Source organism: Arthrobacter sp. zg-Y769 (assembly GCF_020907405.1).
In the GTDB taxonomy this organism is placed as follows: domain Bacteria; phylum Actinomycetota; class Actinomycetes; order Actinomycetales; family Micrococcaceae; genus Arthrobacter_B.
In genome coordinates this window covers 201489-220796 of record NZ_JAJJOE010000007.1, presented here as the reverse complement: position 1 = coordinate 220796, position 19308 = coordinate 201489, and the positions used below count along the sequence as shown (strand labels likewise).

18 protein-coding genes are annotated in these 19308 nt (G+C 65.9%); 3 read left to right on the top strand and 15 right to left on the bottom strand.

Annotation, left to right across the window (positions count from 1 at the left end; all coding sequences use genetic code 11):
* Positions 1-8: 8 nt before the first annotated feature.
* From ctaC to LOC60_RS06500, 3 genes are all read right to left on the bottom strand, one after another.
* Positions 9-866 carry an aa3-type cytochrome oxidase subunit II gene (ctaC, locus tag LOC60_RS06510; RefSeq protein ID WP_230023692.1) on the bottom strand — a complete coding sequence of 286 codons (858 nt, stop codon included), beginning with the start codon at positions 864-866 and terminating at the stop codon, positions 9-11.
* Positions 867-1050: 184 nt separating this feature from the next.
* Entirely contained in the window at positions 1051-1431 is a 381-nt protein-coding gene (locus tag LOC60_RS06505) for a HesB/IscA family protein (RefSeq protein WP_230023690.1), read from the bottom strand.
* Positions 1432-1587: 156 nt separating this feature from the next.
* Complete coding sequence (locus LOC60_RS06500) at positions 1588-3003, bottom strand: dipeptidase (protein WP_230023688.1); 1416 nt, start codon at positions 3001-3003, stop codon at positions 1588-1590.
* Positions 3004-3041: 38 nt separating this feature from the next.
* Here LOC60_RS06500 and LOC60_RS06495 point away from each other — a divergent pair, with 38 nt between their 5' ends.
* Positions 3042-3635 carry a DUF3043 domain-containing protein gene (locus LOC60_RS06495; RefSeq protein ID WP_230023681.1) on the top strand — a complete coding sequence of 198 codons (594 nt, stop codon included), beginning with the start codon at positions 3042-3044 and terminating at the stop codon, positions 3633-3635.
* A 53-nt stretch (positions 3636-3688) separates the two neighbouring features.
* On the opposite strand, the gene LOC60_RS06490 is transcribed toward LOC60_RS06495, so the two are convergent.
* Complete coding sequence (locus LOC60_RS06490; protein ID WP_230023679.1) at positions 3689-4759, bottom strand: quinone-dependent dihydroorotate dehydrogenase; 1071 nt, start codon at positions 4757-4759, stop codon at positions 3689-3691.
* A 75-nt stretch (positions 4760-4834) separates the two neighbouring features.
* On the opposite strand from LOC60_RS06490, the gene LOC60_RS06485 reads away from it, so the two are divergent.
* Complete coding sequence (locus tag LOC60_RS06485) at positions 4835-5833, top strand: alpha/beta hydrolase (protein ID WP_230023677.1); 999 nt, start codon at positions 4835-4837, stop codon at positions 5831-5833.
* Here LOC60_RS06485 and LOC60_RS06480 read toward each other — a convergent pair.
* From LOC60_RS06480 to LOC60_RS06445, 8 genes are all read right to left on the bottom strand, one after another.
* Positions 5817-6644 (bottom strand): isoprenyl transferase, encoded by an 828-nt coding sequence (locus LOC60_RS06480; RefSeq protein ID WP_230023776.1) that lies wholly within the window; start codon positions 6642-6644, stop codon positions 5817-5819. The two genes, LOC60_RS06485 and LOC60_RS06480, sit on opposite strands and share 17 nt — an antisense overlap.
* Positions 6641-7390 (bottom strand): DNA repair protein RecO, encoded by a 750-nt coding sequence (recO, locus tag LOC60_RS06475; protein ID WP_230023675.1) that lies wholly within the window; start codon positions 7388-7390, stop codon positions 6641-6643. Before recO ends, LOC60_RS06480 begins: the two co-directional genes overlap by 4 nt.
* 68 nt (positions 7391-7458) lie before the next feature.
* Complete coding sequence (gene leuA, locus LOC60_RS06470; protein WP_230023673.1) at positions 7459-9201, bottom strand: 2-isopropylmalate synthase; 1743 nt, start codon at positions 9199-9201, stop codon at positions 7459-7461.
* A 176-nt stretch (positions 9202-9377) separates the two neighbouring features.
* Entirely contained in the window at positions 9378-10901 is a 1524-nt protein-coding gene (locus LOC60_RS06465) for an LCP family protein (RefSeq protein WP_230023671.1), read from the bottom strand.
* A 90-nt stretch (positions 10902-10991) separates the two neighbouring features.
* Positions 10992-11921: a GTPase Era gene (gene era / locus LOC60_RS06460; protein ID WP_230023669.1), complete on the bottom strand. Its 930-nt coding sequence runs from the start codon at positions 11919-11921 to the stop codon at positions 10992-10994.
* The gene (locus tag LOC60_RS06455; protein WP_442860391.1) at positions 11914-13224 is read right to left on the bottom strand and encodes a hemolysin family protein; all 1311 of its coding nucleotides are present in this window, start codon (positions 13222-13224) and stop codon (positions 11914-11916) included. Before LOC60_RS06455 ends, era begins: the two co-directional genes overlap by 8 nt.
* Before the next feature lie 20 nt (positions 13225-13244).
* Positions 13245-13721, bottom strand: coding sequence for an rRNA maturation RNase YbeY (gene ybeY, locus LOC60_RS06450; protein ID WP_230023665.1), 477 nt, complete (start codon positions 13719-13721; stop codon positions 13245-13247).
* Positions 13718-14785 carry a PhoH family protein gene (locus LOC60_RS06445; RefSeq protein ID WP_230023774.1) on the bottom strand — a complete coding sequence of 356 codons (1068 nt, stop codon included), beginning with the start codon at positions 14783-14785 and terminating at the stop codon, positions 13718-13720. Before LOC60_RS06445 ends, ybeY begins: the two co-directional genes overlap by 4 nt.
* Before the next feature lie 420 nt (positions 14786-15205).
* Here LOC60_RS06445 and LOC60_RS06440 point away from each other — a divergent pair, with 420 nt between their 5' ends.
* Entirely contained in the window at positions 15206-16177 is a 972-nt protein-coding gene (locus tag LOC60_RS06440) for a GerMN domain-containing protein (protein ID WP_230023657.1), read from the top strand.
* A 13-nt stretch (positions 16178-16190) separates the two neighbouring features.
* Here the strand turns inward: LOC60_RS06440 and LOC60_RS06435 are convergent, their stop codons facing one another.
* From LOC60_RS06435 to hrcA, 3 genes are all read right to left on the bottom strand, one after another.
* A complete protein-coding gene (locus LOC60_RS06435; protein ID WP_230023655.1) occupies positions 16191-16955 on the bottom strand; it encodes a 16S rRNA (uracil(1498)-N(3))-methyltransferase in 765 nt (254 codons plus the stop codon).
* 1 nt (position 16956) lies between these two features.
* Positions 16957-18096: a molecular chaperone DnaJ gene (gene dnaJ / locus LOC60_RS06430; protein WP_230023652.1), complete on the bottom strand. Its 1140-nt coding sequence runs from the start codon at positions 18094-18096 to the stop codon at positions 16957-16959.
* A gap of 105 nt (positions 18097-18201) precedes the next feature.
* Positions 18202-19215 (bottom strand): heat-inducible transcriptional repressor HrcA, encoded by a 1014-nt coding sequence (gene hrcA, locus LOC60_RS06425; RefSeq protein ID WP_230023650.1) that lies wholly within the window; start codon positions 19213-19215, stop codon positions 18202-18204.
* Positions 19216-19308 lie beyond the last annotated feature (93 nt).

The following is a 19308-nucleotide window of genomic DNA, read 5'->3' as shown; positions in this document are numbered from 1 at the left end:
AACGTCACCTACTTCCTAACTTCGCTAGATTCTGAGTTGTACTGGCGGTCGTAGTCGCCGTCGACCTGGCCGCTGGGCAGTCCCGCAACGTACGTGTCGTACTCGCTTTCGCTGACAACCTCGACATTGAAGAGCATCTCGGAGTGGTATTCACCGCAGAGCTCGGCGCACTTACCGTCGAAGGTGCCGGTTTTGCCGGTTTCGAGGGTGATGACGTTGGTGCGGCCGGGGTAGATATCCATCTTCTGCAGGAAGGCAGGCACCCAGAAGGAGTGCTGGACGTCGCGGGTGTTCAGCTGCAGCTCGATGGTCTGGTCAACGGGGAGCACCAGGGTGGGGAACTCATCCGCTGAAACTTCGGTTCCATCGAGGTTGACCTGCGTGCCCTGGTAGTACTTGTCTTCGTTGACATAGTTGAAGTCCCAGGACCACTGTTTGGCGCGCACGTCAATGATGACCCGGTCCGGGTCATCACTGGTTGCATTGATCGCCTTGATGTCCTGGTTGGTGAAGTAGAACAACACCAGAACCATGAACAGCGGGACAGCCGTGTAGAAGATTTCCAGCGGCAGGTTGTAGCTGAGCTGGCGGGGGTACCCGGTCTCGTTCTTGCGCCGGCGGTAGGCAACCATGCACCACAGGATCAAAGCCCAGGTGAGGATACCAACCGCCAGGGCGGCAATCCACGAGTTGACCCACAGGTCAATGATGCGGCCGGTGTGGTTAGTGGTGTCGCGGTCCGACGGCAACCAGCCCGTTTGAGCCTCTGACGAACACCCCGATAAAAACAACGCGCCGGCCGACGTTACGGCTGAGATCTTTAAGATCCTGGCGCGTCGGCTGCTGGTTCGGTCCTGCGAACTCACAGACGGCCCTTCCTCTTGTTGCGTGCAAGTGCTGTCCGAACGGGGACAAAAAAGTTCCCGCCTACGGACATTAGTTTTACTACTACGTGTAGAGCTTACCCGTACGCGCGGCGATCCAGTGACAGATCGCCGCCGCGCCGGGGTGTTAATGCTCCGGTATTACGGGCCGCCGAGGCTGTGGGTCCTAGTGGAAGGAATCTCCGCAGGCACAGGAGCCGCCGGCATTGGGGTTATCAATGGTGAACCCCTGCTTCGAGATGGTGTCCTCGAAGTCGATCGATGCGCCCGACAGGTACGGAACGCTCATCTTGTCCACGATGACCTCGACGCCGTCGAAGTCACGAACGGCGTCGCCGTCGAGGACGCGCTCATCGAAGTAAAGCTGGTAGATAAGTCCCGAGCAGCCGCCGGGCTGTACCGCCACGCGGAGGCGGAGGTCGGTGCGGCCTTCCTGCTCCAGCAGGCTGCGGACCTTCTGCGCCGCAACATCCGACAGCAGTACTTCATGTACGGGCAGTTCAGCCTCTGCCGCGGCGGTCATGTTTTCGCTGGTGGAAACGCTCATAGTTTCTCTCTTTCCTCAGCTGGTCTCTCCGCGGGCAGGTCATAAGCGCCTGCCGTGGCCGGGGACCAGTGTCTCAATGGTACGTCCGGGAACCCCCATCCATCCAACAGGTGCGGGGCGGGGATGATTCCCGCCCGGCACCTTCACCGGCTGTTCCTAGCCGGCAACCGCCCCGAGACGTGCGAGCAGCAGCGCTTCGGCCAGGATGGCGTTCCGGAAGTCATTCAGGTCCAGCGATTCGTTGGCGCTGTGCGCGCGCGAATCCGGATCTTCAACGCCGGTGATCAGGATCTGCGCCTGCGGGAACAGTTCGACAAGGTCCGAAATGAACGGGATGGAGCCGCCCATACCGGACTCGACCGGTTCCACTCCCCATGCGCGTTCGAGGGCCCAGAGCGCAGTACGTGCGGCGCTTGCGCTGGTGTCGGTGGCGAAAGCGTTGCCCTGCTCCCCCGGGGTGAAGGTGACTTTGGCTCCGAACGGAGCATTTGCCTGAACATGGGCCTCGACGGCCGCCATGGCTGCCTCCGGGCTCTGCCCGGGGGCCAGGCGCAGGCTGAACTTCGCCCGGGCCTTCGGCTGGATGGTGTTGGAGGACATCGCAACCGTCGGCACGTCGATGCCGATGATCGAGAGGGCGGGCTTGGTCCACAGCCGGGAGGCGATGGAACCCGTTCCGGCGAGCCGGACGCCCTCGAGCAGGGACGAATCGGCGCGGAAGTCCGCCTCCGGGTATTCCACGGCGGCGGCGTCTTCGGACACAAGCCCGGCGATGGCGACGTCGCCGGCGTCGTTATGGAAAGTGGCAATCAGGCGCGCCAGCAGGGTGGGTGCATCCAGCACCGGTCCGCCGAACATGCCCGAATGCACCGCGTGTTCCAGCACCTGGACCTCGACAGTGCCGTCCACGAGGCCGCGCAGGCTCGTGGTGAGCGCCGGTACGCCTACCTTCCAGTTGCCGGAATCGGCCACCACTATGACGTCGGCGCGGAGCAGGTCCTGGTAGGTCTCCAGGAAGGTGCGGAAGGTCGGCGAACCGGCCTCTTCCTCCCCTTCGATAAACAGGGTGACACCGACGCCGGACTCCTCCCCCAGCACCTCTTCCAGGGCGCGCAGGGCACCGATGTGCGCCATGATGCCGGCCTTGTCATCGGCTGCGCCGCGGCCGTAGAGCCGTCCGTTGCGTTCCTCGGCGGTGAACGGGTCGGACTCCCACAGGTCCGGGTCACCCGGGGGCTGGACATCGTGGTGGGCGTACAGCAGGACGGTGGGCGCTCCGGCCCGCGCCGGCCGGCGTGCGACGACGGCGGGGCCGCCGGGAGTGCCGTTGTTGTCCACGCGCAGGATCTGCACGTCCTCGATGCCGGCTTCACGGACCAACTCGGCAACGGCGGCGGCACTGCGGTTGAGGTGTTCGGGATCAAAGGAATCCCACGCGATGCCCGGGATGCTGACCAGGGACGTGAGCTGCTCGACGGTCCGCGGGAAATCAGCGGCCACGCTGGCGCGCAGGGCGTCCTCGTGGACATCCGGGGACGAGGGATTTGCGTCTGGTGTGGGGTTGGAAGTCATAGCCAAAACCCTACAATCTTTCACGGTATCCTTGGGATGTGTTCGGACGAAAGAAAGAAGCGCCCACCGCGCAGGAAACTGTGGACCAGGCAGCTGCCGCTGATCAGGCAGCCAATGTACGGGTGGGCAAGGGTGCCCCGACGCCCCGCCGCAAGGACCAGGTAGCCGCCCGCCGGCGCCCGTTGGTGCCGGATGACCGGAAGGCCGCCAAGGCAGCCAACCGCGAGGCGCTGCGGGAGGAGCGGATGAAGACCCGCCGCGCCCTCGACACCGGCGAAGAGCGCTACCTTCCCCTTCGCGACAAGGGGCCCAACCGCCGGTTTGTCCGCGACATCGTGGACGCGCGCTGGAACCTGGGCGAGTTCATCATGATCGCCGCCCTCGTCTTCGTCCTCTTCAGCTTCATCCAGAGCATCGAGGTCCAGTTGATCGTGATGTCCGCGTTCTGGGTGCTCATCCTGCTGGTCATCGCGGACAGCTTTATGCTGCGCCGCCAGATCCGGAAGCGCCTGACGGCCAAGTTCGGCGGACCCAATCCCGGTGATGTCTGGTACGGGGTGTCCCGGTCGCTTCAGCTGCGCCGGTTCCGCCTGCCCAAGCCGCAGGTCAGCCGCGGCCAGTACCCCTCCTGATCCTCTTCCTCCTCAAAAAGAAGGGCCGCCCCTCCGGGCGGCCCTTCTTTTTGCTAAGCGCGGTTCCGCGCCAGGCCCCGGTTGATCCGCGCCGCCCAGAACGGTCCTTCGTACAAGAAGGCGGTGTACCCCTGCACCAGGACCGCGCCGGCGTCCAGCCGCTCCTGCACATCGGCTGCCGTTTCCACTCCCCCGACCGAAATGATCACCGGGCCGCCCTCCCCCAGCCCGGTGCGCAGCCGCCGCAGCACCTCGAGGGAGCGTTTCTTCAGCGGTGCGCCGCTGAGCCCGCCGACGCCGCAGGCAATCACCCGTTCCGGGTCGGTGACCAGGTTTTCCCGGGTGACGGTGGTGTTGGTGGCGATCACCCCGTCCAGCTGCAGGGACCGGGCGAGGTCCGCGACGTCGTCGATGTCCGCGTCCGTCAGGTCCGGGGCGATCTTGACCAGCAGCGGCACGTGTTGGCCGGCAGCCTCGTCAGCCGCGCCGCCCACCCGGGCCAAAAGCGGCCGCAGCGTGGAGATGTCCTGCAGCAGCCGCAGTCCGGGCGTGTTGGGGGAACTGACGTTCACGGCAAGGTAGTCGGCGTAGGGGGCCAGTTCCCGGGCACTGGCGAGGTAGTCCTCGACGGCGTCCGCGAGGTCAACCGTCTTGGTCTTGCCGATATTGATACCGATCACGGGCCGCGGCGACCCGAAGGTTTTATCAAGTGCCTTCCGTGCCTTGGCCAGGCGGGGCGCCACCGCGGCGGCGCCGTCGTTGTTGAAGCCCATCCGGTTGATCACGGCACGGTCCTCCACCAGGCGGAACAGGCGCGGCTTCGGGTTGCCGGGCTGGGCCTTGGCGGTCACGGTGCCCACCTCCACGTGCCCGAAGCCCAGGTTGCTCAGGGCCGCGATGCCGGAACCTTCCTTGTCGAATCCGGCCGCCAGTCCGAACGGCGACGGAAACGTCAGTCCGAGTGCTTCGGTCCGAAGCACCGGGGCAGGGCGCATCAGCCGGCGCATCACCGGCCCGGCGGGCGTCCTGGCCGCGGCGCGGATGAGCACAAAGCCGATCCGGTGTGCCAGTTCGGGGTCCATGCCGGAAAACACCAGCCGGAAGAAGGTGGGATAAATGCGCATAGGTCAAAGATTCCAGAACCGGCACCCCGTGCCAAACCCCCGGCGCTAAACGGGTGGTCGACTATTGTCGAAGGCATGCGGCACGAACACCCCACCTGGAAACCCGATGTTCTAGGCGACGGGTTCCGCAGCCTGACCCTCGATCTGGGAGTGGACGACGAAGGCCCGGTGGTTGCCACCCTGGTCACCTATCTTCCGCCCGTTCCCCCGGTCCCGACTGCCGGACAGGTGGATGCCGTCCTGTACCTGCATGGATGGAGCGACTATTTCTTCCAGGCGGACCTGGCGCGGTTCTGGGCCGGGCAGGGTGTCGCCTTCTATGCCCTTGACCTGCGGAAGTACGGGCGGAGCCTGCGCCCCGGCCAGTCCGAGGGTTACGTGACCGACCTGGCGGAGTACGACGCCGACATCGAGGCCGCGCTGAAGGCCATGGAAGCGGACGTCCGGGCGAGGTATGACGCCGACATGCGCACCACGCTGATGGCGCATTCAACGGGCGGGCTGGTCGCCGCGCTCTGGGCGGACCGGTTCCCCGACCGGCTGCAGGCCTTGATCCTGAACAGTCCCTGGCTGGAGCTCAGCGGAAGTTCCATGCTCCGGTTCGCCACCAGCGGGCTGCTGGAACCGGTGGCCCGCCGGCGGCCGAAGGCAAGGCTGAAGATTCCGGAGTTCGGTTTCTATTTCCGGAGCATCAGCTCGGCGATGGACGGTGAATGGGACGTGGATCCGCTGTGGCGGCCGCCGTTCAGCTTCCCCGTCCGCGCCGGCTGGATCAGGGCGGTGCTGGCAGGCCACGCCCGGGTTGCCCGCGGCCTGGACATCCGGGTGCCGGTGCTGCTCCTGGCCTCAGCGGCGTCGACCATTTCCCCCACCTGGAATCCGCAGATGCTGCGCACCGACAGTGTGCTGGACGTAAACCTGATGGTGCAGCGCGGCGTCCTGCTCGGACCGGAGATCACTGTGTACCGGTTCGACGGCGCCCTGCACGACACCCTGCTTTCGGCCCTGCCCGTCCGAACCCGGGTCTACGAGGGAATCCGGCGGTGGTCCGGGGCCTTTATGCTTCCGCGCTGAGCGCGGCCTTGTCGACGGCGCCGCCGTACCTGCGGTCCCGGCGCGCGTAAATCTCCACTGCTTCCCACAGGGTCCGCCGGTCCACGTCCGGCCAGAGGGTATCCATAAAGACCATCTCGGCGTAGGCGGACTGCCAGAGCATGAAGTTGGAGAAGCGCTGCTCCCCCGAGGTGCGCAGGAACAGGTCCACGTCGGGAAGGTCCGGTTCGTCCAGGTACTTCTGGATGGTTTTCTCGCTGATCGAGCCCGGCCGCAGCTTGCCCTTCTGCACATCGGCGGCAATCGCGGCGACGGCGTCGGCGATCTCGGCCCGCCCGCCGTAGTTCACGCACATGTTCAGGGTGCACACCGTGTTCCCGCGCGTTTCCTCCTCGGCAATCTCCAGTTCCCGCACAACGCTCTGCCACAGCCGCGGCCGGCGGCCGGACCAGCGGATCCGGACACCCCATTCATTCAGCTGGTCCCGCTGCCGGCGCAGGACATCCCGGCTGAAGCCCATCAGGAAGCGGACCTCCTCCGGGGAGCGTTTCCAGTTCTCGGTGGAGAACGCGTAGACGGAAACGTGGCGGATGCCCATTTCGATGGCGCCGGCCATCACGTCCAGCAGGGCGGCTTCGCCCGCGCGGTGCCCCTCGGTCCGGGGCAGGCCGCGCTGGTTCGCCCAGCGGCCGTTGCCGTCCATCACAATCGCCACATGGGCGGGCACCAGCTCGGCGGGGACCTGCGGCGGAACCGCACCCGAGGGATGCGGTGCAGGAGTGCTCACGGGTCCGGCCGGCCGGACGGACGGAGTTTTTGAACGCAAGGTCAGACACGCTCCACATGTTGAAGGGACCGCAGCACCCGTTCGAGGTGCCACTGAAGATATCCGGCCACCAGGCCGGCGGACTCATGGCGCGGCTGCGGGCCGGAGGCGTCGGCGGTAGGCCAGTCACCGGTAAGCAGGGCAGCCAGCAGCACCATGGTTTCCGGCGACGGCGACGCCGAGCCGGGCGGCCGGCAGACCGGACAGACGGCTCCGCCCAGCGGTGCGGAGAACGCAGTGTGCGGTCCGGCGGCGCCGCAGCGGGCACAGTCGGTAAAGCTCGGCGCCCACCCGGCGGTGGCCAGGGCGCGCAGCAGATAGGAATCCAGGATCAGTTCCGGAGCGTGCAGCCCGCGGCTGAGCGCCGCAAAGGCGCCGATCACCAGTTGGTAGTGGGCCTTTGCCGATTCACCGTCAATATCGGTCAGCCGCTCCGCGGTTTCGGCAATGGCAGCGGCGGCCGTGTAGCGGCCGTAGTCCGCGGCGATGGCCTGCCCGTAGGCGCCCTTGGTCTGGGCCTGGGTCACGATGTCCAGGTTCCGGCCGTGCGAGAGCAGCAGCTCGGCCACCATAAAGGGTTCCAGCCGGGCACCGAACTTGCTCGACGTCCGCCGGACGCCCTTGGCTACGGCGCGCACCTGCCCGTGCTCACGGGTCAGCAGGACGAGGATGCGGTCCGCTTCGCCCAGCTTGTGGGTGCGCAGGACAACCGCGTCATCCCGGTAGGTGCGGGATGCAAAGGATTTGGCCACGAAAGCTATTTTCCCACGCCCGGGCACGCCCGGCGGACCGTTGCCGCCCGGCGCGCCCCCGCCGGCCCCTAGGACTGGTCCCGGATGGCCCGGTTCACTGCGGAGATGACGGCCTTCAGCGCGGACATGGTGGTGTTGGGATCGATACCCACGCCCCAGAGCACACGCTCCCCCACCGCCAGCTCCACGTACGCCGCAGCGTGCGCGTTGCCGCTGGCGGACAGCGCGTGTTCGGTGTAGTCGAGCAGCCGGACATCAATGCCGTCCTGGCCCAGGATTTCCAGCAGCGCCGCGATGGGGCCGGTTCCGCTGGCCATCCGCCGCTGCCGCACGCCGTCCACACCGAGGGTTGCGGTCAGGTTGAACCGTCCGTCCGCCGCGGTGTCCGCATTCACGGACGTCAGTTCGTAGTGTCCCCAGGCGGCGCCGTCGGACTCCGGCGTATACGGCAGGTACTCATCCTGGAACACCTTCCAGAGTTCGGCTCCGGTGATCTCTCCGCCGGCGGTGTCCGTGCGCCGCTGGATGACCCCCGAGAATTCGATCTGCGCGCGGCGCGGCAGGTCCAGGTTGTGCTCGTTCTTGAGCAGGTACGCAACGCCGCCCTTGCCGGACTGGGAATTCACCCGGATCACTGCTTCGTAGCTGCGGCCGATGTCCTTCGGATCGATCGGGAGGTAGGGCACGCCCCACTGCAGTTCGTCCACGGTCTTGCCTTCGGCGGCGGCATCCTTCGCCATGGCCTCGAAGCCCTTCTTAATGGCGTCCTGGTGGGAGCCGGAGAAGGCGGTGAAGACCAGGTCTCCGCCGTAGGGTGACCGCTCGGGCACGGGGAGCTGGTTGCAGTACTCCACTGTGCGGCGGATCTCGTCCATGTCGGAGAAATCGATCTGCGGGTCAATGCCGTGGCTGAACAGGTTCATGCCCAGCGTCACCAGGTCCACGTTGCCGGTCCGTTCGCCGTTTCCGAACAGGCAGCCTTCGATCCGGTCGGCGCCGGCCAGGTAGCCCAGTTCCGCGGCCGCGACGCCGGTGCCCCGGTCATTGTGCGGGTGCAGGGACAGGATGACCGACTCGCGGTTGGCGATGTTGCGGTGCATCCACTCGATGGAGTCCGCGTAGACGTTCGGCGTGGTCATTTCCACCGTCGCCGGGAGGTTCAGGATCATCTGCCGGTCAGGGGATGCCTCCAGGACTTCGGCGACGGCGTCGGAGATCCGCAGGGCGAAGTCCAGTTCCGTGCCGGTGTAGGACTCGGGTGAGTACTCGTAGGTGACGTCGACGCCGCGCAGCTGCTCCTCGTACTTTTTGCACAGGCGAGCTCCGGACAGGGCAATGTCCACGATGCCGTCGCGGTCCGTGTTGAACACGACGCGGCGCTGCAGTACCGAGGTGGAGTTGTAGAGGTGGACAATCGCCCGGTCCGCGCCCGCGAGGGATTCGTAGGTGCGCTCAATCAGGTGTTCCCGGGACTGGGTCAGGACCTGGATGGTGACGTCGTCGGGGATCCGGTCCCCTTCGATGAGCTGGCGGACAAAGTCGAAGTCCAGCTGGGAGGCGGAGGGGAAACCGACTTCAATTTCCTTGAACCCCATCTTCACCAGCAGGTCGAACATTTTGTGCTTGCGTTCGGGCGTCATGGGGTCGATCAAAGCCTGGTTGCCGTCCCGCAGGTCAACCGCGCACCAGCGCGGGGCCTTGGTAAGGACCTTGTCCGGCCACGTCCGGTCCGGAAGGTCCACGGCAATCTGCTCGTGGAAGGGGACGTACTTGGAGATCGGCATGCCCGAGGACTGCTGTGCGTTACGCATGGTGTTGGTCTGGCCTTTTCTAGTCGATCATCAGAAACGGTGGCCGGGCAACACAAACTCCGCAGCGAGGGGCGGCCTAAGCAGGTGCTTGTGTGGCCTCGCCGCGGCAGCTAAGGAGGAGGGTCTCTGCGTGCACGTGATCAGACTAACACGCAGCCCAACGGCTAGCCGAAGGGCTAGTTCCCAAACGCCGACTGGCACGTAACCTGGGCTGCGGTCTGCCCGTCCAGGTCCCCCAGATCCCCCAGGTCGCCCATGGTGGAGCCGCTGGCGAAATCGGCACCGATCTCTACGGAAACACCGGTGTAGGCGGCACTCAGTACCACCTGCACGCTGGGGATGTTCAGCGTCCGGGCCACTTCCAGGGCCATTTCTTCATATCCGTAGCCGTAGAAGATCTGCGTGGCAGGGCTTTCGGCGGGGGCGGTGCCGCCGGCGACGCCCTGGCTGAATCCCTTGGACGCGAGATACTCGAGGACCTCGGCATCGCGGCCGGCGGTTCCGGAAGCATTGACCAGCGTCACCGGAACGGCAGCGGGGTCGACGGCGGGTGCGGCAGGTTCCGTTGCCTCAGCGGTAGCCGTGGCGCCCGCGTCCGCTGTCTCGGTGGCTTCCGGGGACGGGGTCTCCTCGGCGGTGATGCCCTGGTCCGCCACCAGTGCGTCAAAGAGGGGCTGCGCCTTCGCTTCGTCGAGCACCAGCCGGTTGGGGTCGTATTCGTACGGCATTACGGGAGCCGTTACGAACGCAACGTTGCCCAGGTCCACATCCTTCAGGCGGGTCGCCAGCGCGACCAGGTCGGGAATATTCGCGAGCTCGTCGTCCACCGTGAGGTTCTTCGTCACGGTCTCCGCGATCGAATAGAGCTTGGGGAGGTTGTTCAGCGTTCCCTCTTCCTTGACCTTGCGGACCATGGAGGCCAGGAAGCTTTGCTGGGCGCGGATGCGGCCTTCGTCGCCGCCGTTGCCGAACCCGTGGCGGGTCCGCAGGAAGGCGAGGGCCTGCTCGCCCTTGACGCTGCTGACGCCCGCCGGCAGGTCGAGGCCGGAGAGCGGATCCTTTACGGGCTGGTTGACGCAGACTTCCACTCCGCCGAGGGTGTTGGACAGTTCCTTCACCGCATCGAAGTCGGCCATCATGAAGTGATCGATCGACAGGCCGGTGACGTCGTTGATGGCGGCGACAGTGCAGCCGGGTCCGCCGTTGCCCAGGGCGCCGTTCAGCTGGCCCAGGTCCATTGCGTCATAGACCGTTCCGGACGAGGGGTCCTCACATTCGGGCAGCGGGACCAAGAGGTCGCGGGGGAAACTGACCACGGTGACGTTTGAACGGTCCGCCGTGAGGTTCACCAGCATCATCACATCGGAGTTGTTCGAATTCTGTCCGTCACGCTGGTCGGTACCGAGTACCAGGATCTGCATGGGGTCCGAGTTGGCATCCGCCTGCTCCGCCGGTGTGTCGCCGGCACCCAGGTTCAGGGGCTGGGTATCGAAGTTGCCCCTAAGCCGAAGCAGTTGAACGGCGCCGAAGACCACCCCGCCCACCAGCACCAGGGCGAGGACGGCGGCAATGCCCTTCAGCAGCGGGTGGCCGGAGGAGGCTCCGCTGGAGAGATGCCTGCCGCCGGGTTCTGCTGAACCCGGGCCGTCAGTAGGTTTTCCCAAGGGGCCGCCGCCCGTTGCGGCACGGCGAGATGACATAGCCGGTCCCCTTCATGAATCAATATGCTCAAACGAATGTTTCACAGTGTACGGCCAGCTCCTGTGGATACGGGAGCCGGCCGCCCCGGGCTAGAAGCCGAGTTTCACCAGCTGCTTGGGATCCCGCTGCCAGTCCTTGGCGATTTTTACGTGCAGGTCAAGGTACACCTTGGTGCCCAGCAGTGCCTCGATGCCGTGCCGCGCCGTGGTTCCGACGTCGCGCAGCCGGGACCCGCCGCGGCCGATGATGATGGCCTTCTGCGAGGAGCGCTCCACATACAGGTTGACGCGGACATCCAGCAGCTGATTATCTTCGCTGCGTCCCTCACGGGGCACGATCTCATCCACCACCACTGCCAGGGAGTGCGGCAGCTCGTCGCGGACGCCCTCAAGGGCCGCTTCGCGGACCAGCTCGGCAACCATCACGGCTTCGGGCTCATCGGTCAGTTCGCCGTCGGGGTACAGGGGCGGGGACGCAGGCATGTGCCCGGCCAGGACCTCTGCCACGGTGTCCACCTGGAATCCGTCGGCTGCCGACACGGGCACGACGTCCGCCCAGCCTGCCTCCCCCAGCACTTCATTGCCCAGTGCGGTGACGGACATCAGCTGCTTGGCCAGGGCGGCGCGGTCCACCAGGTCCGTCTTCGTGACCAGGGCAATCACGGGTGTCCGCTTCAGGGCCGCGAGCTGCGCAGCGATGTAGCGGTCGCCGGGACCCACGGCCTCATTGGCGGGCAGGCAGAAACCAACGGCGTCAACCTCGGCCAGGGTGTCGGCCACCAGCTCGTTCAGCCGCTTGCCCAGCAGGGTCCGCGGACGGTGCAGGCCCGGGGTGTCCACGAGGATCAGCTGTGAGTCCTCGCGGTGGACGATGCCGCGGATAGTGTGCCGGGTGGTCTGCGGCTTGGCGGAAGTGATGGCCACCTTGGAACCGACCAGCGCATTGGTCAGGGTGGATTTTCCGGCGTTGGGCCGGCCCACCAGGGAAACGAATCCTGCGCGGAACTGCGGTTCAGTCATTACGGGGTACCAATTCTGTAGAGCGGGTGCGATGGGCAGGGTTTCTGCCCTCATCGCTGATTTCTTCATTCTGCGGCGAGGTGTTCCACGCCAGGACGTGCGAGACACGGTTGCGCCGGCCCTCGAGCCGTTCGGCGTGCAGGGCGATGCCTTCAACCACTACCTCGCTGCCGACAATCGGGACGCGGCCCAGGACCTTGGCCAGGAGGCCGCCCACCGTGTCCACTTCATCATCCTCCAGTTCGACGTCGAACAGCTCACCGAGGTCGTCGATGCCGGTCTTGGAACTGACCCGGTAACGGCCGTCCCCCAGGCCTTCGATTTCGGGACGTTCCGAATCGTATTCATCGACGATCTCCCCGACGATCTCTTCGATCAGGTCCTCCAGCGTAACCAGTCCGGCGGTTCCGCCGTATTCGTCGATGACAATCGCGACATGGGTGGACTCGCGCTGCAGTTCCTGCAGGAGCTCGCTCACCGCCTTGGATTCGGGGACGTAGCGGACGCCGCGGGCGTAATCCTCGACCTTCTGCACGGACGCGCGTTCCGGGTCGCTGTGCATCTGCGCGGCGACGTCCTTCAGGTAGAGGATCCCCACCAGGTGGTCGGCGCTGTCCTCGATCACCGGGACGCGGGAATAGCCCGAGCGGAGGAACAGCGACATGGCCTGGCGCAGCGTGCTGCCGGCTTCGATGCACACCATGTCCGTGCGCGGGACCATGACGGACCGGACCTTGGTGTCGCCGAGTTCAAAGACCGAGTGGATCAGTTCCGCCTCGGTGTCCTCAATCATGTCGGCGTCGGACGCGCGGTCCAGCAGTTCACGGAATTCCTCTTCCGTAAAGAACGCGGCGTCGGGTCCCTGGGTGCCGGGGGCGACGGCGCTGCCGAGGCGGACGAGCCAGCCCGGGATCGGTCCCAGGACGGTCCGCAGGACGCGGACCAGCCCGGCCGTGAGCACAACGACTGCCGTTACGTGCTTGCGGCCGATCTGCCGCGGAGAGACGCCGACGAGGACAAAGCCGACGGCGGCCATGGTCACGGTGGCGAGCAGGCCGGCCAGCCAGATGTTGTCCAGCAGCAGCTGGAACAGTGTTGCCACGGACACCGCCATGGCCATTTCGAACCACACCCGCCAGAAGCGCAGCGCGTGCATGTGCGCCACCGGGTGCGCCAGGATCCGGCGCAGCGGCGCTCCTGCCTTGCCGTGGAGCAGCGCTTCGGCGTCCTGCCGGGGCAGGTAGCCGTACGCTGACTCCGCGGCGGTGAGCAGGCCCGCCAGGACCATGAAAGCCATGGCCATGACGATGAGGACGCCAATACTCAACTTCGGGTCTCCTTGGGGGCCTGTTTACCCAGATAAGCGGACAGGAGGCGGCGCTGGAGACCGAACATCTCCTTCTCCTCTTCCGGCTCGGCGTGATCGTAGCCGAGCAGGTGCAGGACGCCGTGGGTGGTCAGGAGCAGGAGCTCTTCGTTCGTTCCGTGCCCTGCGTCCCGGGCCTGCCGTGCCGCGACCTGCGGACAGAGCACAATGTCGCCCAGGACTCCGGCGGGCGTTATGCGTCCGGCCGTGCCGGGACGGAGCTCGTCCATCGGGAAGGACAGCACGTCCGTGGGACCGGGCAGGTCCATCCACTCGATGTGCAGCTTCTCGATTGCGTCCTCATCGACCAGGATGATGGACAGGTCCGCTTCCGGGTGTACGTACAGACTGTCCAGCAGGTACCGGCCCAGCCGGGCCAGTTCCTCTTCGTCGACGTCGGGGGCGCTGGATTCGTTGTTGACTTCGATGCTCATGAGCGGGCCTCCCGTGTCTGGCCGTTGGACCGGCCGTGGCCGTTGGCCCGGCTGCCGTCATTCCGGCCGCCGTCGGCTCCGCTGCGCCGCCGGGCCTCGTCCCACTCGCTGTACGCGGTAACGATATTGCTGACAAGCCGGTGCCGGACAACGTCCGCGGCCTGCAGTTCCGAGAACGCGACGTCGTCGATATCGCCCAGGATGTCGTGGACAATCCGCAGGCCGGACGCGGTGCCGCCGGGGAGGTCCACCTGGGTGACATCGCCGGTGACAACCATCTTCGAACCGAAGCCGAGGCGGGTCAGGAACATCTTCATCTGCTCAGGCGTGGTGTTCTGGGCTTCATCGAGGATGATGAAGGCATCGTTGAGCGTCCGGCCGCGCATGTAGGCCAGCGGCGCCACCTCGATGGTGCCCGCAGCCATCAGCCGGGGAATCGATTCGGGGTCCATCATGTCGTGCAGGGCGTCGTAGAGCGGACGCAGATACGGGTCGATCTTGTCGCTCAGCGTGCCCGGGAGGAACCCAAGCCGCTCCCCTGCTTCCACTGCCGGCCGGGTGAGGATGATCCGGTTGACCTCTTTTTGCTGCAGGGCCTGCACGGCCTTGGCCATGGCCAGGTAGGTCTTGCCGGTTCCTGCGGGACCAATGCCGAAAACGACTGTGTTGCGGTCGATCGCATCCACGTAGTTCTTCTGGTTCAGGGTCTTGGGCCGAATGGTCTTCCCGCGCGTGGACAGGATGTTCTGCGTCAGGACATCGGCCGGGCGGTGGGTGCTCTGGTCCTTGAGCATGCTGATCAGCTGCTCGAGGACCTGCGGTGTCACCCGCGTCTGGTTGCGGGCCAGGACCCGGACTTCGTTGACCAGGCGTACGGTCTGCTCCACCTCGGCGGCAGGGCCGGAAACGGACAGCTCGTTCCCCCGCACCATCAGGCTTACCTCGGGATTTGCCGTCTCAATGATCCTGAGCGCCTCGTCATTGGCACCCAGCGACTGGACCATGTGTTCCGTGGAGTCAAAGACTATGGTCTGGTTATCCAGCCGTATGGTGCCGATTTCCATTGAAGATTCGGTCATATAGACGGCCTTTTCAGGCCTTTCATCGCCCCTTATAGAGTCTGGTTTTAAAGTTCAGTGAACAAGTCCGGTGCTGAAGCCTGCCCTTGGCAGGCGTATCCGGCCACTAGCGCCAACGTCCCGGGACAGACGATTATTTCCCTGTCCGGCATTTCCCTGCCCGACATTTCACTGGCCGCCTGCCTGGAGCGCTTGCCTGGAGACGGCGCACCCGCCCGCTACCTAAATCTTACTTGATGCACTCCTCACCGCACGGAGCCGCATCGGATTTATCTCAGCCCCGCAACGGTGATGTCTCAATCGTGTTTCAGTCCGGACGCGGGCCCGTTCAGAGCACGGGTGCGCCCCTGCGCGTGTGCAAAGGTTGAAGACGTACCTTTTCGCGTTCGGCCCCAAGGAGGATAGATGGACGTTGGAACCACTTCCGGAACGTCCCTTCCCCGCGGGGTCCGCCGCAGGCGCTTCCTCGCCGGTCCGCTGGTGGCCGCGGCCGCGCTGGGACTGGGCGGATGCGGTGTCCTTGCCGAGAATCCCACCATCTCAATGCCCTCATCCGCCGACGGCGGCGAGGCCTCCGGTGCAGCGCCCATGACTATCTCTCCACCGGCGGAAGCCAGTTCCGCCGGAACCCTCATGCCGGTGTACTGGCTGGGGCTGACGGACTCGACGGTCAGTCTTTACCGTGAGTTCCTTTCCTCGGACAACACCGGTGATCCCATCGGCGAGGCGGTTCAGGCCATGACCGCCGATAAGCCGCTGGACCAGGATTACTTCACGCCCTGGCACGCGGCGGACAGTGTCACCGCGTCGATTTCCAGCAAGAACGTTATTACCGTGGACATCTCCTCGGACGCATTCAAGGGGTCCCTCGACTCGGGCATGGCCCACCGGGCCGTCCAGCAGCTGGTGTACACCGCCACGGCCGCCGCCGCCAACGCAGGTTTGACTGCCGTGGGGCAGGAAAGCAGCGTGGCAATCCTGGTGGACGGCAAGGAGGGCTACCGTGCGTTCGGCCATGTTCCCCTTGAGGGACCGCTGAGCCGCGATCCCGCGCTGGTGGCGAAGATCTGGATCATTGATCCGCAGGAAGCCCAGCTCCGGGGTACCGATGTGACGGTCAGCGGCACGGCGGTGGCCAAGCCCGCGGGACTGCACTGGCGGGCTGAACCCATAGTGGACGGCAGGCCGTCCACCGGTGCTGCGGCGTCCGGCCGTGTTGAGCTGGATGAGGCGCCCGGCAAAACCGGCGAGTTCAATTTCACCGCTTCCCTCGCCCCTGGCGAGTACAGCCTCCGGGTCTATTACAGCGGGCAGGAAACCGCCGGGGACTCCAAGCGCATCACCGTCGCCGCTTCATCGGAGCCTTCCGAACACTAGCCCCGCGCGGCTCCTACCAGCGGCCGAGCAGCTGGTTCAGTACCGCCAGCGCGGAAGGACCGGCAGTCGAGGAGCGCAGCACATGCGGTCCCAGCCGCACGGCGACGGCTCCGACGCCGCGCAGCGCCGCCAGCTCCGCAGGGCTGATGCCCCCTTCGGGACCTACCACCACTGCGATGTCCGCCGCCGCGTCATCCGTGCGTGTACCGAGCTTTTGCAGTGCCTCGGCCAACGGCACGTCGGCCTCCTCGTGCAGGACCAGGACCAGGTTCAGGTCCGCCAGCCGGGCCGGCAGGGCTCGGCTGTCCAGTGCCGGCTCCACCACGGGAATGCGTGAACGCCGGGACTGTTTGGCTGCGGCAGAGGTAAGCGCCTGCCATTTCGCCTGTCCCTTGGCCGCCTTCTCCGCACGCCAGCGGACAATGCTGCGGTCCGACTGCCACGGGATCACGGCGTCCACGCCCAGCTCGGTGGCTGCTTCGACTGCCTGCTCGTCCCGGTCCCCCTTGGCCAGCGCCTGCACCAGGAGGAACCGTTCGGACGCAGCGGGTTCGTTCAGCACGTTTTCCACCCGCAGCTCGAGGACCGATGCACCGGTTTCCGTCACGGTCCCGGTGAGCCGGCGCCCGGCGCCGTCGACCACGTCCACGCTCTCTCCGATTCCGAGGCGCTTCACGGACACGGCGTGCCGGGCTTCCGGCCCCTCGAGGCGGAAAACGTCTCCGGGCCCGGCGGCGGACACCAGCGCCGGGTCACCGAAGAAAATCGGGTTGGTCATCTCAGAGGTTGCCCAACCGGTCCCGCAGCTTCGCGAACACCCCGGTGCCGGAGCTGTTGAGCCGGCCCTCGGTGTATTCCTCGCCGCGCAGCTTGGCGAGCCGGCGCAGCAGTTCCTCCTGCTCGGAGTCCAGCTTCTGCGGCGTCTCCACGTGCAGGTGCACCCGCAGGTCGCCGCGGCCGTGGCCACGCAGGTGCGTGACGCCCAGATCGTTGAGGACGGATACCTCGCCCGACTGGGTCCCGGGCTTAACGGTGATCTCGCGTTCGCCGTCGAAGGTCTCCAGCATGACGGTCGTGCCGAGCGCTGCGGCAGTCATGGGAACCGTGAGCGTGGCGTGCAGGTCATCGCCGTCGCGGAGGAACGTCGGATCGTTGTTGACGCGGATCTCCACGTACAGGTCACCCGCGGGGCCGCCGGCGAGGCCGGCTTCGCCCTGCCCGCCGAGCTGGATCCGGGTACCGGTCGCGACGCCGGCCGGGACCTTGATGGTCAGGGTGCGGCGGTTGCGGACACGGCCTTCGCCGGAGCACTCGTGGCACGGATCGGGGATGACGGTGCCGAAGCCGTTGCAGGTCCCGCAGGGTGCCGAGGTCATGACCTGGCCCAGGATGGAGCGGACGGCGCGCTGGACCTGGCCGGTGCCGTGGCAGATGTCGCAGGTGCGCGGGGAGGTTCCGGGCTGGCAGCAGGAGCCGTCACACGTGGGGCAGACAACCGCAGTATCGACGTCGATCTTCTTGTTGGTGCCGAAGACGGCGTCCTTGAGGTCGATCCGGACGCTGATCAGTGCATCCTGTCCGCGGCGGCTGCGCGAGGCCGGCCCGCGTCCGCCGCCCGGAGCGGCACCGCCGAAGAAGGTGTCGAAGATGTCCTGGAAGCCGAACCCCTGGGCGCCGAAGCCGCCGCCGCCGAAGCCGTTGTCATTGCCGTTCTCATTGCCCGTGGTGTCATAGATCCGCCGCTTTTCCGGATCGGAAAGGACTTCGTAGGCGTGCGATACCGCTTTGAATTCATCTGACGCGCCCGGAGCACTGTTGACGTCCGGATGCAGCTTGCGGGCAAGCTTCCGGTACGCCTTTTTGATTTCTTCACCGGTGGCGTCTCGTCCGACACCAAGGACCTGGTAGTGATCGCTCACTCGTGCACATCGCTTTCCTGTATTGCATGCCTTCAGACTTTGAAGACGGAGGTTGGGGTTCCGCCGGTTTCCCGGCGGGCCGGTCCCGAACTGCCGGGGACCGCGCTAGTTATTCAGTATTCGGGACAGGTACCTGGCTACGGCGCGCACGGCTGCCATGGTGGTGGGATAGTCCATTCGGGTGGGGCCGAGAATGCCGACCTTGGCCGTGGAATCGGGGCCATATCCCGTGGCCACCACCGACGCTTCGGACAGGCCGCCGTGCGGATTCTCGCGTCCGATCCGGACAGCGACCCCGCGGGCATCCTGTTCCATCTCGGACAGCAGGCGCAGCATCACCACCTGCTCCTCAAGCGCTTCGAGCACGGGACCAATAGTCAGCGGGAAGTCTACAGTGGAGCGGGCCAGATTGGCTGTCCCTGCCATCACCATGCGGTCCTCGCGGTTGATGCCGGCCAGCTGCTCCAGGCAGTGGCCCAGGGCATTGCCGACCCGGCGGCGGTCCGCCGGCACAGTGGCAAGGGCATTGGCCAGCTGGCTGGTGATGCTGCTCAGCGGTGTGCCGGCCACCATGGACAGGAAGTGCTGGCGCAGGTCCATCAGGTCCGGCTCGGTCACCGGCTGCGGAACGGTGATCACCCGCTGCTCCACCCGTCCCGTGGTCGAGATGAGGACCACCAGCACCTGTGCCGGTGCCAGCAGGACAAACTCGATGTGCCGGACTTTGGCGTTGCCCAGATGCGGGTACTGCACCACCGCCACCTGGTTGGTCAGCTGGGACAGCAGCCGGACGGTGCGGTCCATGACGTCATCGAGGTCGTCGGCCTCCTCCAGCAGGGAGGAAATGGCACGGCGTTCGGGTGCCGAGAGGGGCTTGACATCGGAGATGCGGTCAACGAACAGCCGATAGCCCTTATCGGTGGGGATACGGCCGGCGGAAGTGTGCGGGGCGGTGATCAGCCCCTCTTCCTCCAGGGCGGCCATGTCGTTGCGGATGGTGGCCGAGGAAACACCCAGGTGGTGACGTTCCACGAGTGCCTTGGATCCTACGGGCTCGCGCGAATGGACGTAGTCCTCAACAATGGCTCGGAGGACCTCGAGTCGGCGTGGCTCACTCATGGTTTTCCCTCCTTGTTGATCGGCGGGTGATCGGCAAGTTGTTCTGCGTCTTGACCTGCGTCATCACCTACAGGCCGGAGAGCCTGACGTTTA

What these genes read in the sequence shown, in the direction of transcription:
- LOC60_RS06505 (WP_230023690.1), bottom strand. Translation starts at nt 1,431, where the DNA reads ATGAGCGTTTCCACCAGCGAAAACATGACCGCCGCGGCAGAGGCTGAA.
- LOC60_RS06500 (WP_230023688.1), bottom strand. Translation starts at nt 3,003, where the DNA reads ATGACTTCCAACCCCACACCAGACGCAAATCCCTCGTCCCCGGATGTC.
- LOC60_RS06490 (WP_230023679.1), bottom strand. Translation starts at nt 4,759, where the DNA reads ATGCGCATTTATCCCACCTTCTTCCGGCTGGTGTTTTCCGGCATGGAC.
- LOC60_RS06485 (WP_230023677.1), top strand. Translation starts at nt 4,835, where the DNA reads ATGCGGCACGAACACCCCACCTGGAAACCCGATGTTCTAGGCGACGGG.
- leuA (WP_230023673.1), bottom strand. Translation starts at nt 9,201, where the DNA reads ATGCGTAACGCACAGCAGTCCTCGGGCATGCCGATCTCCAAGTACGTC.
- LOC60_RS06465 (WP_230023671.1), bottom strand. Translation starts at nt 10,901, where the DNA reads ATGTCATCTCGCCGTGCCGCAACGGGCGGCGGCCCCTTGGGAAAACCT.
- era (WP_230023669.1), bottom strand. Translation starts at nt 11,921, where the DNA reads ATGACTGAACCGCAGTTCCGCGCAGGATTCGTTTCCCTGGTGGGCCGG.
- LOC60_RS06455 (WP_442860391.1), bottom strand. Translation starts at nt 13,224, where the DNA reads ATGGCCATGGCTTTCATGGTCCTGGCGGGCCTGCTCACCGCCGCGGAG.
- ybeY (WP_230023665.1), bottom strand. Translation starts at nt 13,721, where the DNA reads ATGAGCATCGAAGTCAACAACGAATCCAGCGCCCCCGACGTCGACGAA.
- LOC60_RS06445 (WP_230023774.1), bottom strand. Translation starts at nt 14,785, where the DNA reads ATGGAAATCGGCACCATACGGCTGGATAACCAGACCATAGTCTTTGAC.
- LOC60_RS06440 (WP_230023657.1), top strand. Translation starts at nt 15,206, where the DNA reads ATGGACGTTGGAACCACTTCCGGAACGTCCCTTCCCCGCGGGGTCCGC.
- LOC60_RS06435 (WP_230023655.1), bottom strand. Translation starts at nt 16,955, where the DNA reads ATGACCAACCCGATTTTCTTCGGTGACCCGGCGCTGGTGTCCGCCGCC.
- hrcA (WP_230023650.1), bottom strand. Translation starts at nt 19,215, where the DNA reads ATGAGTGAGCCACGCCGACTCGAGGTCCTCCGAGCCATTGTTGAGGAC.